The organism is Caballeronia sp. ATUFL_F1_KS39 (assembly GCF_023630985.1).
Lineage (GTDB): Bacteria > Pseudomonadota > Gammaproteobacteria > Burkholderiales > Burkholderiaceae > Caballeronia > Caballeronia zhejiangensis.
Genome location: NZ_JALQDZ010000002.1, coordinates 77,636 through 91,169 on the forward strand (window position 1 = coordinate 77,636; position 13,534 = coordinate 91,169).

Here is a 13,534-nt window from a genome sequence, read left to right on the forward strand (position 1 = left end):
GGGGCGCTGTAAAAGAGATTAAAGAGGGAATTTGCGGCGCAATTACACTGATCTGCACCGCTTTTTACTGTATTTGACCCAATATTATAGCTCTGGCCGCCATTCCCGACGCTTCCCGCGCGCGTCGGGCGGATACGCCAGGTCGCCGAGCAGGTCGTTCGTCGTTTTTTCGAAACGCTCGACGAGAAAGTCCAGCAGCACCCGCACGCGCGGCGCCATGTACCGATTGGCGTGAAAAAGCGCGTGCACGGCGGCTTCGTGCGTACACCAGTCGGGCAACACCATCTGCAGCGTGCCGGCGCGCACGTCGGCGGCGATATCCCAGATCGATTTATGCGCGATGCCGTGGCCCGCGAGCGCCCATTCGCGCAGCAGCGCGCCGTCGTTGGTTTCCCAGGCGTCGGCGAGCGGAATCGTGTACGCGTAACGCTCGTCGCCGCGCACGAAGACGAGCTCGTTGAGCGGCCCGTTCGCCGTAACGACGACGAGGAAGTCATGCCCGGTCAGATCGGCGGGCGTTTCGGGCACGCCCATGCGCGCGAGATACGCGGGCGACGCGCACAGCACGCGGCGATTCGGCGCGAGCGCGCGGGCGGCGAGGCCGCTGTCGGGCGGGGCGCCGAAGCGGATCGCGAGATCGATCTCTTCCAGCAAAAGATTCGACACCGAATCCGATAGTGTGAGCGCGAATTTCACGTCCGGATGCAGCGCGCTGAATCCGTCGAGCCAGCCGTTCAGCATCGAGCGACCGAAATTCGATGTCGCCGAAATGCGAACCTTGCCGCGCACGACGTTCTGGCCGGCCTGCAGCGCGGCTTCGGCATCGTCGATCGCCTGCAGCGCGATCCGGCAATGCTGCAAATACACGCGGCCTTCGTCGGTTACGCGCAATTGGCGCGTCGTGCGCTCGAAGAGCCGCGTGTGCAGCGCTTTTTCCAGCTTGATGAGCCGCGCGCTCGCCGCCGCCGGCGACAGGCCCAGCTTGCGGCCCGCCGCCGACAGGCTTCCCGCCGACGCAGCTTCCACGAACAGGCGCATGTCGCCGAGCCGATCCATCGTCATTTTCAAATCCGGTTTGAGAATAATTCAAAGGGTAGGCCAATTCTCAAATCGCTGCGCGGCTTGCACAATGCGCTACGTGTAAACCCTTCCACCTCATCATGCCTCTTCCACTTCTCGCGCTTGCGATCAGCGCATTTGCCATCGGCACGACGGAGTTCGTCATCATGGGCCTCTTGCCCAACGTGGCGCACGATCTCTCCGTGACGATTCCATCGGCGGGGCTGCTCGTCACGGGCTACGCGCTCGGTGTCGCGGTCGGCGCGCCGCTGCTCGCCGTGCTGACGAGCAAGCTGCCGCGCAAGCTCGCGCTGCAGTTGCTGATGCTCGTGTTCATCGTCGGCAACGTGCTGTGTGCGCTCGCGCCGGGCTATGGCCTGCTGATGGTCGCGCGCGTCGTGACGTCGTTCGCGCACGGCTCGTTCTTCGGCATCGGCGCGGTCGTGGCCGCGTCGCTCGTTCCGGCGGAAAAGCGCGCGAGCGCCATCGCGCTGATGTTCACCGGGCTCACGCTGGCGAACGTGCTGGGCGTGCCGTTCGGGACGTTCATCGGACAGGAGCTCGGCTGGCGCGCGACGTTCTGGATCGTCGCGGGCTTGGGCGTATTGTCCGCGCTCGGCGTGACCGCGCTCGTGCCGAACCGCCACGACGCCGCGCCGAGCACGCTCGGCCGGGAAGTGCGCGTGCTGCGCGACGGCCAGGTCTGGCTCGCGCTCACGATGACGGTGCTCGGTTTCGGCGGCGTGTTCGTCGTGTTCACGTACATCGCGCCGATTCTCGAACAGGTGGGCGGCTTCTCGCCGCGCGCCGTCACGCTGATCCTGGTGCTGTTCGGCGTCGGGCTGACGATCGGCAACACGATCGGCGGCAAGCTCGCGGACCGCGCGCTGATGCCGTCGCTGATGGGCATTCTGTTCGCGCTCGCCGTCGTGATGGCGGTGTTCGCGAAGACGAGCCACAGCCAGACCGGCGCGATCCTGACGATTTTCGTCTGGGGCATCGCGGCGTTCGCGACGGTGCCGCCGTTGCAGACGCGCGTCGTCGAGAAAGCGAAGGACGCGCCGAATCTCGCTTCGACGCTCAATATCGGCGCGTTCAACGTCGGCAATGCGGGCGGCGCGTGGCTCGGCGGCGCGGTGCTGACGCACGGTCACGGTCTCGACGCGCTTCCGTGGGCCGCGGCGGCGGTCGCGCTGGCCGCGCTCGCGGTGACGTGGTTCGCCGCGCGCCTGGATGTCCCGCGCGTTACCTCGGACATAAAAGCAGCCGACGCTTGCTGAGCGCTTATCATGTTGGCTCAACGTAATTCGAGCCAACATGATCGATCATCTCATCTGCGATTGCGACGGCGTGCTCGTCGATAGTGAAGTCATCGCGGATCGCGTGATGCTGGACGTGCTCACCGAGACGTTTCCCGGCATCGACTTCAGACCGGTCGTCAAGACGGCTTTCGGACAGCAGACCTCGCGCTTCCTGACTCATCTGGAGACGAAGTTCGGCATCGTGATGCCGCCCGATTTCGTCGATACGATCGAGGCGCGCGTCTCGGTGGAACTCGCGCGCTCGGTCGGACCGATCGCCGGCGTGCGCGCCGCGCTGGAAGGCTGCGGCCTGCCGGTGGCGGTCGTGTCGAACAGCCGGATGGAGCGCGTGCGCGCGTCGGTGCGGCGGGCGGGGCTCTCCGAGATCGTCGGCGCGCGCGTGTTCAGCGCGCAGCAAGTCGAGCGGCCGAAGCCTTATCCCGACGTGTATCTGCTCGCGGCGCGCACGCTCGATGTCGCGCCCGAGCGCTGCCTCGTCGTCGAGGACAGCGTCGCCGGACTGACGGCGGCGCGCGCGGCGGGCATGAAGACCATCGCGTTCGTCGGCGCGAGCCATATTCCGTCCGGCTACGCGCAAGTGCTGCGCGAAACCGGCATCACGCGAATCATGGAGCACATGGACGAGCTGCCCGCGCTCGTCGCGGCGGGCGTGCGCGGGGATTTCGGCGACGTGCTCTCCTGATCCTTACGCCGCTTCCTCGACGGATTCACGCGCGGCCGCAAGCGCCGCGCGGAATTCCACCAGTTCCGCGATGGTCAGCATCGGCAGGCCGCGCTCCTGCGCGAAACGCTCGACTTGCGCGCCGCGCGTCATGGTGCCGTCGGCGTTCATCAGTTCGCAGAGTACGCCGGCAGGCTTGAGGCCGGCGAGGATCGCCAGGTCGACCGTGCCTTCGGTGTGACCACGCCGCGCGAGCACGCCGCCGGGCATCGCGCGCAGCGGAAAGACGTGGCCGGGCCGCACGATGTCCGCCGGCTTCGCGTTTTCGGCGATCGCCGCGCGGATCGTCGTGACGCGATCCGCCGCCGATACGCCCGTCGTCACGCCTTCACGCGCTTCGATCGATACGGTGAACGCCGTGCCGTAGCGGCTGCCGTTCGCGGCGGCCATCGGCGGGAGTTCGAGCGCGCGTACTTTGTCGTCGGGCAGACACAGGCACACGATGCCGCTGCATTCGCGGATCAGAAGGGCCATGGTGGCGTCGGTGAGTTTTTCGGCGGCGACGATCAGATCGGCTTCGTTCTCGCGATCGTCGTCGTCCTGAAGCACGACCGGACGGCCTCCGCGCATGGCGTCGAGCGCGGCGGCGATGCGCGGCGGAACGTCGAACGAAGCGAGCTGGGGAAGGTCGGCAGAAGCGTCATCGGCGATGACGGCCGGTGTGGCGAACGACAGGCTGGCAGCTTGGGACTGGGACATGTGAAACGCTCTCGCAGGAAATGTAAGCGAAAAACGTTTCAGGGCATTGCAAACAGACAGAACGGCACCCCACGGCGACGCGCCAAGAGGCGCGGCGGCGTCCGGTTCGGCACGATGCGGAAATCGCCAAGGGGACGGACATGACCATCTGCACATCTTCTCTCATCCGGACTATGACCGTCGGCTCTGGCATCTCACCAGATCTGCTGACCCCGCGCGTGAATCCTGCGCGGGCGCTCGCGGGCTCGTGGTCCGGCCGCGAAGCCTCGCCACATACCGCCGGTGGGGAATTGCACCCCGCCCTGAAGACGTACTCGATGCCGCAAGCCGCAAGGCTCGCGAGCTTTTTTAGGATACCGCACGCCGGCGGTTTTTGCACCGCCGCATGACGCGAAAGGGTGCGATACGCCATGCATAGCCGTTAGCTGTCCGCCCATGCCTTCGCCGCGTTGACCGCGCGGCGCCACCCGGCGAGGCAGGAATCGATCTCCGGTTTCGGCATCGACGGCGTGAAGCGGCGCTCCAGTTGCCATTGCGCCTTGAGTTCGTCGACGTCCTTCCAGTAGCCGACCGCGAGCCCCGCCAGATAAGCCGCGCCGAGCGCCGTCGTCTCGGCGATGCGCGGACGCGAGACATCGACGCCGAGAATGTCGGCCTGGAATTGCATCAGCAGATCGTTCGCGCAGGCGCCGCCATCGACACGCAATTCGCCGATGCGGATGCCCGAGTCCGCTTCCATGGCTTTCAAGACGTCGAGGGACTGATAGGCGATCGAATCGAGCGCCGCCCGCGCGACATGACTCGATGTCGTTCCGCGCGTGACGCCGAAGAGCGTGCCGCGTGCGCGCGCGTTCCAGTGCGGCGCGCCGAGCCCGGCGAACGCAGGCACGAGATACACGCCGTCGCTGTGCGGCACGCCGCGCGCGAGCGTCTCGATTTCGCTCGCGCGCCGGATGAGGCCGAGGCCGTCGCGCAGCCATTGAACGACCGCGCCCGCGATGAAGATGCTGCCTTCGAGCGCGTAGCTGACGTGATCGCCGATCTGCCAGGCAATCGTGGTGACGAGGTTGTTGCGCGACTCGATGGGCTTGTCGCCCGTGTTCATGACGAGAAAGCAGCCGGTGCCGTAGGTGTTCTTCACCATGCCGGAATCCGTGCACATCTGGCCGAAGAGCGCGGCGTGCTGATCGCCGGCAAGCGCTGCAAGCGGGACATCGGCGTTGAACACGGTGCCTCGCGCCGTGCCATAACGTTCCGACGACGTCCGCACTTCGGGAAGCATGCTGCGGGGAATGTCGAGCGCGTCGAGCAGTTCGTCGTCCCAGCGGCGTTCGTGAATGTTGAAGAGCATCGTGCGCGAGGCGTTCGTGACGTCGGTGACATGCAAGCCGTGACGCGTGAAATTCCACACGAGCCAGCTATCGACGGTGCCGAACGCGAGCCGCCCTTGCTTCGCCTTGTCGCGCGCACCTTCTACGTTATCGAGAATCCAGCGGATTTTCGTCGCCGAAAAGTATGCGTCGATAGGCAAACCGGTTTTCGCGCGAACCATCGCTTCGAGGCCGCGCGACTTGAGCTCGTCACAGAAGCCGGCCGTGCGGCGGTCCTGCCAGACAATCGCGTTATAGACCGGCGCGCCCGTCTCGCGATCCCAGACGATCGTAGTCTCGCGCTGGTTCGCTATGCCGACTGCCGCGATCGAAGCAGCGCTCGCGCCGGCGCGCGTGACGGCTTCCGCGGCGACGCCTGCCTGCGTCGACCAGATTTCGCGCGGATCATGTTCGACCCAGCCCGCCTCGGGATAAATTTGCTGGAATTCCTTCTGCGCCAAGGACACGATGTTGCCGTTCCGGTCGAACAGCATGGCCCGTGAGCTGGTGGTGCCCTGATCGAGCGCGAGAACGTACTGATCCTGCATGGTCTCCTCCGGTTCGAACGGACGTCGACGTTTCGGGCAGCAAAGGCGCTGTCCGTTTGCGCAATCTATCGGAGCGAGGCGACGCGGACAAGCTGGCCGAACGGCATAAGCCGCGCGACATCGACCGCTCGAATGCGGATTTGGCCTATGCCATTCGGCCGAGTGGCGCGGCGTTCGTGTTCGTCCGATACTGGCGGCACGAAACCGATTGAAGGGTGAGTGCGATGCGTATGCTGTTGATTTCCGGCGTGCTGGGCGCGGCGCTTCTGACGGGCTGCGTGGGCACGCCCAGCCTGGACGGCTCATTGGGCGCGCCGTCGTTCAGCGCGCTGCAGGACATGTGCGGGACCTCGCCCGTCGACTACGGCGCGGACGCGCAATCGGTCTATTCAGCCTTCTACGATGCCTATGTGGCCGAACGGCGCGGCGGGTTGCAGAAGGAGCGCTTCTGCGCATTCCAGGCGGCGATTGCAGAACGGTATCGTGCTTATCGCGCGAATCCCGGCCCCGAAGCGCAAAGCGCGTGGGCGAAGTTCTTCCTGGAGCAGCGCGCGCAGGCGCTGAGCTGGCGCGCGGCAGTGGACCCGACACTGCGGGCCGGCTGACGCGACTTGACGCTAGGTGAAGGGAAAGTGAAGCGGACGCGGCCTTGCACCGCGTCCCGAGTCCTGCCGCGTGCTACGAGTAACGCTTGAAAGCCTTGACTGTGGAGTCGCCGGTGGCGGTGAGGCGCCATTGCTGACGTCCCGATGCGAGATTTTCGAGTTGGACGAGCTGACGTTCGAGCAGGGCGTCGAGCTCTTCGCGTTCCATGTCGACCTGATTAGGCGCTTCCTGAACCAATAGCAGCGTGGCGAATTCGTGCGGACTCAGCATTGTGTTCTCCATGACGACCGAACGGCATAAGCAACCGGCCTTGTAAGCCGGGTCTTTTTGCTTCGAAACGTTGTACGGGAAAACTGAAAAATTGCCGGGCAAACGCGTCGATTTTGTGCTGCGGATGCCGGGAATTGGGATTGTAGGCAAGCGTCTGACAAGTGCCAAATTTGCCGAGAAAATTTTGGCTTTGACTTTTTATCAATGCAGAAGCGGTTCATCGCTCACGCGAATTTGAAGAATCCACTTGAGGTTCGTGCGGCGGCGCACACAAGGATCGGCATGCGAGCACACGCAATCAGCGACGCCTGATCGCCCGGTTAATGCGAAATGCGCATTAATTTATACGATAAATGAATTTGTTTTGGATTAAGCGGACAATGCAATATTCCCCCTTTGCCCGGATTGGCCACAAGGTCGGCCGGCACGTTCTGCCCGCTGGAATTTCGGACTTCATTCAATGACTCGCTTCAACTGGCAAAACCCGTATCCCACCCCGCGCCTTCCGGTGTTCGCCCGCAATATCGTTTCGACATCTCATCCGCTCGCCGCGCAGGCCGGTCTGCGCATGCTATGGAAGGGGGGCAATGCGGTCGATGCAGCCATCGCGGCCGCGGCGGCCATTACGGTGGTGGAACCCGTGTCATGCGGGCTGGGCGGCGACGCTTTCGCGCTCGTCTGGGACGGTCGGAAGCTGCACGGGCTGAATGCTTCGGGCGTATCGCCGGCGGCGTGGAACGTCGATTATTTCCGGCGCAAGTACGGCGAGGAAAACGGTCTCGCGCGCCAGCCCAAGCGCGGCTGGGACGCCGTGACGGTGCCGGGTGTCATCGCCGGGTGGGAAGCGTTGCACGCGAAGTTCGGCACGCTGCCCTTCGCGGATCTGATGGAGCCAGCCATCGAAATCGCCGAGCGCGGTCATGCGGTGGCGAGCATCGTCGCCTACAAGTGGGCGGCGGCGGTGCCGGAGCTCAAGGACATGCCGGGTTTCGCCGATGTATTCATGCCGCACGGCCGCGCGCCTGACGTGAGCGAACTCGTGCGCTTTCCCGGCCACGCGAAAACGCTGCGCCTGCTCGCGCAGCAAGGTCCGCGCGCGTTCTACGAAGGCGAGATCGCCGAGCGCATCGCCGCGTTCGCGCGCGCGGGCGGCGCGGCGTTGACGATGGACGACCTGCGCAACTATCGCGCGGACTGGGTCGAGCCGATCAGCAAGGATTATCGCGGCTACACGGTGCACGAGATTCCGCCGAACGGACAGGGCATCGCGGCGCTCATCGCGCTCGGCATTCTCGACAAGTTCGACGTGAGCGCTTTGAACGTCGATCGCATCGAGTCGCAGCATCTGCAAATCGAGGCGATGAAGCTCGCCTTCGCGGATGTCTATCGCTACGTCGCCGATCCGCGCTCGATGGAAGTCACGCCGGAACACATGCTCGACGACGCCTATCTGACCGAACGCGCGAAGCTCATCGATCCGAAAAAGGCGACGCACTTCGACTTCGGCATGCCCAAGGCGGGCGGCACCATCTATATGTCCGTCGCCGATGAGCGCGGCATGATGGTCAGCTTCATCCAGTCGAATTACATGGGCTTCGGTTCGGGCGTGGTCGTTCCCGACACCGGTATCGCGCTGCAGAACCGCGGTTGCGGCTTTTCGATGGATCCGAAGTCCGCGAACGTCGTGGAAGGCGGCAAGCGTCCGTTCCATACCATCATTCCGGCTTTCCTCACTCAGCAGGTCGATGGCAGGCAGGAAGCCGTCATGAGCTTCGGCGTGATGGGCGGCGACATGCAGCCGCAAGGCCATCTGCAATCCATCGTACGCATGCTCGACTACGGCCAGCAGCCGCAGGCCGCGTGCGACGCGCCGCGCTGGAAGGTGAACCGCGACTTCACGATCGAAATCGAAGCCACGCTCGATCTCGAAACCGCGCGCGCGCTCGAGGGTCTCGGCCACACGATCAAGTCCATCGACGATCCCTACATGGACTTCGGCTCCGGCCAGTACATCTGGAAGCTGGATCGCAATGATCCGGAGCGCGGCTATGTCGCGGCGAGCGACAGCCGGCGCGACGGACTCGCCGCAGGCTTCTGAGGCTGCCATCGGAGGCCGCGCCGTCGGCCGGTCTCCGTCGATAAAAAACCACGCATCCGATCGCCGCAATTGTGCAGGCGAGGGGGCCGCGCGCCCGCGCCTCGTGGCCTCGGTCGGACATCACGACATGGAAGCGGGATAGGAGAAATCATGAACGAACGCGTGTATCAAGGCGCTGCTCCGACGCAGGCGCAAACGCCCGCGCCGCACCCGGCGCCATCCAAGGCGATGATCCGCCGCATCGTGTTCTCGTCGTCGATCGGCAACGCGCTCGAGTGGTTCGACTTTCTCGTCTATGGCTATTTCGCGACGGTCATCGCGAAGGCGTTCTTCCCGTCGAATGACGAATGGCTCTCGACGATGCTTGCCATCGGCACGTTCGGCATCTCGTTCCTGATGCGCCCGCTCGGCGCGATCGTGCTCGGCATCTACGGCGACCGCAAAGGACGCAAGGCCGCGCTCACGCTCGCCATTCTGCTGATGATGGTCGGCACGCTCACCATGGCCGTGATGCCTTCGTATCAGCACATCGGAATCGCCGCGCCGCTTTTGATCTTGCTCGCGCGTCTCGTGCAGGGCTTCGCGGTCGGCGGCGAGTTCGGCAGCGCGACCGCGTTCATGGTCGAGCACAGCGAAGCGCGGCGCGGCTACTACGCGAGCTGGCAGTTCGCGAGCCAAGGGCTTGCCGCGATCATGGCCGCGGCGTTCGGCTCGGTACTCAACGCCTGGCTGCCGCAGCCGCAACTCGAAAGCTGGGGCTGGCGCATTCCGTTTGTCTTCGGTCTGCTCGTCGGGCCGGTTGGCTATTACATCCGCTCGCATCTGGACGAAACGCCGGAGTTTCTCGCGACGCGCTCCGCGCAGAAGGCGAGCGCGCCAGGCGTGTCGTTCGCGAATCAATGGCTGAATCTTTTGCTGGCCGTGGGCATCGTCGCGCAATCGACGGTCGGCGTGTACGTCCTGCAACTCTATATGCCGCTGTACGCAGTCAAGCAGTTGCACCTGCCGGCGACCGCATCGTTCGCCGTCGTGGTGCTCAATGGCGGACTTCAGTTCATCTTCTCTCCGTTGATGGGCGCGCTCTCCGACCGGCTCGGGCGCATCCGCATCATGCTCGGTACATCGATTTTCATGGGCGTCACGATTTATCCGATGTTTGCGTGGCTGCAAGCGCATCCGACAGTCGCGTCGCTGGTCGTTCTCCAATCGGTCGCGGGCATTCTCAAGGCCGCGTATTCCGGTCCAATGCCCGCGCTTATGTCCGAAATCTTCCCGACTCGCGTGCGTTCGACGGGTCTTTCCATCGGCTATGCGCTCGGCGTCACGCTGTTTGGCGGTTTTGCGCCGACCATCGTGGAAGCCTCCATCCATGTCACGGGGGACAAGCTCGCGCCGAGTTACTACGTGTTGCTGGCTGCCGTCTTGTCGGGAATCTCGCTGGCGATCGTCGCCTGGCGCATGCGCGCGGCACGACGCGCAACGTAACGGCGCGCTGCGCGACGGCATCGCGCGAAACAATCGAGGCGGCTTCGGCCGCCTTTTGCATTTCGAACACGACGCAACCATATACAGAGCCGACCGGCATGAATAATGCTGCAGCGCACCGACGACTCGACCGCGCCGGATCGTAAGAATTTGGAACGCATGGAACTGGCGGGCCGCGGGTGAGTCTGTCCCCATGTCTGCAAACTCATTGCAGGGCGGCTAAGATGAAAACAAGCCGCTGACACTTGAAGTCAACAGCGCCGGGGTCGATCCAATCACGGCGTCGCCTGAACCTCGGCCGTTTCTCATCGGCCGATGGCGCGTTCAGTCCAGCCAGGGAGCGCGATATATGCATACGGACAGTACACATGTGATGCCTTGGCGCATCGAAGACATCGATCTCACGCGAATCGATCGTCAGAAGGCGGCATCCAACGAGCACCTTCTCTTGTTGTTGTGCGCCTGCTCGTTCATCGAGAGCGGGACGGACCTCTATACGAGCAATCTCAGCAAGTATTTTCACGACGATCCCGAAATCTCGGCGTGGCTCAACAACGAATGGGAGCCCGAAGAGATGCAGCACGGCAGGGCGCTCAAGACCTACATCAACCATGTGTGGCCCGAGTTCGACTGGGACACTGCGTTCAGGAATTTCTTCGACGAATACTCGCTCACTTGTTCATACGAGGAGTTCGAGAAGAAGCGCGCGCTCGAGATGGTTGCGCGCTGCGTCGTCGAGACGGGAACGGCCACGCTTTATCGCGCGATCAACGATTGTTCGGATGAACCGGTGCTGAAGGAAATCACCGACAACATCCGCACGGACGAAGTGCGGCATTACAAGCACTTTTTCCATTTCTTCAAGAAGTGGAACAAGATCGAGGGCAATGGCCGCATGGCCGTGCTCGGCGCGCTCGTGCGGCGCGTCGTGGAACTGAAGAGCGAGGATTCGGAGATCGCGCTGCGGCACGTCTTCGCGATTCGTTACCCGGAGCGCGCGCAGGATGTCGAGTACAACCGCGAGCTCTCCGCGCGAGTGAATGCGCTCGTGCGGCGCAATCTGTCGGCGGATCAGGCCATCAAGATGCTGCTCAAGCCGCTCGATCTGCCCGCGCGCATTCAACCCGGCGTGCACTATCCGCTGTCGAAGATGACGCAGTTATTCTTCCGCTAACCTTGTTCGACGATGCCGGCGCAAAGCCGGCATCTTTTCATGACCGATCACAACACGCCCCGACCGTCGCTTTCGTCGCAATCCGTTTTCGATGAATGGCCGCCCGAGCTGCGCGCGCGCTTCGACGGCGCGCTCGCTCGCGCCGACGACGGCTTCACCGTTTCGCTATGCGCGGCGGATGAGGCTCATCGCGTGCGAACCGCTTTGTTGAGCGCCGGTGAGCTGTACGCGCCGGATGCGCGCAGACTCGCGTTCGCGTTGTGGCCGTCGTCGCGGACGGCGCAGGCTGTCGCCGCGAGCGGACGCGCGACACTCGCCTTCGTATACGATGAGGCGTTTTATCAAGTGCATCTGGACGTGCGTCGCGTGCCGCTCGACGATGTGCCGCTCGCGTGCTTCGTCGGCACGATCGAGAGCGGTGAGGTTCAACGGGTGGGATATGCGCGACTCACGAACGGAATCGCCTTCGAACTGACCGAAGCGCAATCGGCGCTCGCGCGCTGGCGCGAGCAACTCGACTGGCTGAAGCGGGCGGCGAGCGTCGCCGCCTGAATCACGACAGATGCATTAACGGCTGCGATCGCCCGATCGCAATGCGTCGCGCCGTCCGCCGAGCAATGCGCCGGGATTGCCGCCAGGCTTGCGCGAGTTCGCGACCTGACCGGCCTGAACCGGCTCCTGACGACGCGGCGCGGAACCCGCGTTCACGTTCGGCTTGCTGTGAGTGCGCGCATCGCGCGAAGGCTGCGCGCCGCCGTTGTTCGGCTTCGCCGGACGCGCGCCGCGTGCATCGCCGTTCGGACGGCCGCCTTCGCGGCGTGCTTCGCCACTCGAACGTCCCTCGCCGTTACGCGGATTCTGGCGTCCCTGACCTTGACCTTGTCCCTGGCCGCGTCCTTGACTGCGGCGCTGGATCGGCTCCGGCTTCGCGTTCGGATCCGGCTCGAAGCCGGGAATCACTTCGCGCGGAATCGGCCGCTTGATGAGGCGCTCGATGTCCTTCAGCAGTTGATGCTCGTCCACGCACACCAGCGACACCGCTTCGCCTTCCGCGCCCGCGCGACCCGTGCGGCCGATGCGATGCACATAGTCTTCCGGCACGTTCGGCAAATCGAAGTTGACGACGTGAGGCAACTGATCGATGTCGATGCCGCGCGCCGCGATATCGGTGGCGACGAGCACCTGCAGCGTCTCGGCCTTGAATTCGCCGAGCGCGCGCGTGCGGGCCGACTGGCTCTTGTTGCCGTGAATCGCGAGCGCGCTGATGCCGTCTTTCGTGAGCTGCTCGGCGAGCCGGTTCGCGCCGTGCTTCGTGCGCGTGAACACGAGCACCTGGAACCAGTTGTTGCCGCGGATCAGATGCGTGAGCAACTCGCGCTTGCGATCGCGATCGACCGGATGGATCTTCTGATCGACGGTCTCAGCCGTCGTATTGCGGCGCGCGACTTCGATCAGCGCGGGCGAATCGAGCAGGCTGTCGGCGAGCGCCTTGATCTCGTCGGAGAAAGTCGCCGAGAACAGCAGGTTCTGGCGCTTCGCCGGCAGGCGCGCGAGCACGCGCTTGATGTCGTGGATGAAGCCCATGTCGAGCATGCGGTCGGCTTCATCGAGCACGAGAATTTCGAGCTGCGAAACGTCGATCGTCTTTTGCTGCATGTGATCGAGCAGACGTCCCGGCGTCGCCACGACGATATCGACGCCGCGCTTCAACGCGTCGATCTGCGGATTGATGCCGACGCCGCCGAACATCACCGTCGACTTGAGCTTCAGATATTTGCCGTACGCGCGCACGCTTTCTTCGACCTGCGCGGCGAGTTCGCGCGTGGGCGTGAGGATGAGCGCGCGCACCGGACGCTTGGCGCCACCCGTGACGGGCGCGAGTTGCGACAGGCGCTGCAGGATAGGCAGCGTGAAGCCGGCGGTCTTGCCGGTGCCCGTCTGCGCGCCCGCGAGCAGATCGCCGCCTTTCAGAACGGCAGGAATCGCCTGAAGCTGGATCGGAGTGGGACTGGAATAGCCGAGTTCGTTGACGGCGCGAAGCAGAGGTTCGGACAGGCCGAGTGAATCAAAGGACATAAATTGGATGCTTATTCGTTGTGTCGAACGGCGCGCATGCGAATGGGCCACGGCGAAAAGTTTCGGCCGGCAGAGCGCATGTGCATCGCTCGAAGGAAAATCGGGC

12 protein-coding genes and 1 riboswitch are annotated in these 13,534 nt (G+C 64.1%); of the genes, 7 read left to right on the forward strand and 5 right to left on the reverse strand.

Going from position 1 to position 13,534, the window contains the following annotated elements; genetic code table 11:
• Window positions 1-84: 84 nt before the first annotated feature.
• Window positions 85-1,056: a LysR family transcriptional regulator gene (locus NCR93_RS02425; RefSeq protein ID WP_200889180.1), complete on the reverse strand. Its 972-nt coding sequence runs from the start codon at window positions 1,054-1,056 to the stop codon at window positions 85-87.
• Window positions 1,057-1,160: 104 nt separating this feature from the next.
• Between NCR93_RS02425 and NCR93_RS02430 the strand changes: the two genes are divergently transcribed.
• Entirely contained in the window at window positions 1,161-2,339 is a 1,179-nt protein-coding gene (locus tag NCR93_RS02430) for an MFS transporter (RefSeq protein ID WP_034470678.1), read from the forward strand.
• A 37-nt stretch (window positions 2,340-2,376) separates the two neighbouring features.
• Entirely contained in the window at window positions 2,377-3,063 is a 687-nt protein-coding gene (locus NCR93_RS02435; protein ID WP_008351424.1) for an HAD family hydrolase, read from the forward strand.
• A gap of 3 nt (window positions 3,064-3,066) precedes the next feature.
• Here the strand turns inward: NCR93_RS02435 and ribB are convergent, their stop codons facing one another.
• Both ribB and glpK read right to left on the reverse strand, forming a co-directional pair.
• The gene (gene ribB, locus NCR93_RS02440; protein ID WP_175979885.1) at window positions 3,067-3,777 is read right to left on the reverse strand and encodes a 3,4-dihydroxy-2-butanone-4-phosphate synthase; all 711 of its coding nucleotides are present in this window, start codon (window positions 3,775-3,777) and stop codon (window positions 3,067-3,069) included.
• Window positions 3,778-3,951: 174 nt separating this feature from the next.
• A riboswitch (FMN riboswitch) is annotated at window positions 3,952-4,115 on the reverse strand.
• A 107-nt stretch (window positions 4,116-4,222) separates the two neighbouring features.
• Window positions 4,223-5,719 (reverse strand): glycerol kinase GlpK, encoded by a 1,497-nt coding sequence (gene glpK, locus NCR93_RS02445; protein ID WP_250532166.1) that lies wholly within the window; start codon window positions 5,717-5,719, stop codon window positions 4,223-4,225.
• Between the two features lie 224 nt (window positions 5,720-5,943).
• Between glpK and NCR93_RS02450 the strand changes: the two genes are divergently transcribed.
• Window positions 5,944-6,324 carry a hypothetical protein gene (locus NCR93_RS02450; RefSeq protein ID WP_034470682.1) on the forward strand — a complete coding sequence of 127 codons (381 nt, stop codon included), beginning with the start codon at window positions 5,944-5,946 and terminating at the stop codon, window positions 6,322-6,324.
• 73 nt (window positions 6,325-6,397) lie between these two features.
• Here the strand turns inward: NCR93_RS02450 and NCR93_RS02455 are convergent, their stop codons facing one another.
• A complete protein-coding gene (locus NCR93_RS02455) occupies window positions 6,398-6,595 on the reverse strand; it encodes a hypothetical protein (protein WP_008351420.1) in 198 nt (65 codons plus the stop codon).
• A 460-nt stretch (window positions 6,596-7,055) separates the two neighbouring features.
• Here NCR93_RS02455 and ggt point away from each other — a divergent pair, with 460 nt between their 5' ends.
• From ggt to NCR93_RS02475, 4 genes are all read left to right on the forward strand, one after another.
• On the forward strand, window positions 7,056-8,693 hold the full coding sequence (gene ggt, locus NCR93_RS02460; protein ID WP_250532167.1) for a gamma-glutamyltransferase: 1,638 nt from the start codon (window positions 7,056-7,058) through the stop codon (window positions 8,691-8,693).
• Window positions 8,694-8,843: 150 nt separating this feature from the next.
• On the forward strand, window positions 8,844-10,178 hold the full coding sequence (locus NCR93_RS02465; protein ID WP_502799843.1) for an MFS transporter: 1,335 nt from the start codon (window positions 8,844-8,846) through the stop codon (window positions 10,176-10,178).
• A gap of 349 nt (window positions 10,179-10,527) precedes the next feature.
• Complete coding sequence (locus tag NCR93_RS02470) at window positions 10,528-11,352, forward strand: ferritin-like domain-containing protein (protein WP_008351417.1); 825 nt, start codon at window positions 10,528-10,530, stop codon at window positions 11,350-11,352.
• A gap of 39 nt (window positions 11,353-11,391) precedes the next feature.
• Window positions 11,392-11,904: a hypothetical protein gene (locus NCR93_RS02475; protein ID WP_175979823.1), complete on the forward strand. Its 513-nt coding sequence runs from the start codon at window positions 11,392-11,394 to the stop codon at window positions 11,902-11,904.
• A 15-nt stretch (window positions 11,905-11,919) separates the two neighbouring features.
• Here NCR93_RS02475 and NCR93_RS02480 read toward each other — a convergent pair whose 3' ends face one another.
• The gene (locus NCR93_RS02480) at window positions 11,920-13,428 is read right to left on the reverse strand and encodes a DEAD/DEAH box helicase (protein WP_175979824.1); all 1,509 of its coding nucleotides are present in this window, start codon (window positions 13,426-13,428) and stop codon (window positions 11,920-11,922) included.
• Window positions 13,429-13,534: the final 106 nt, after the last annotated feature.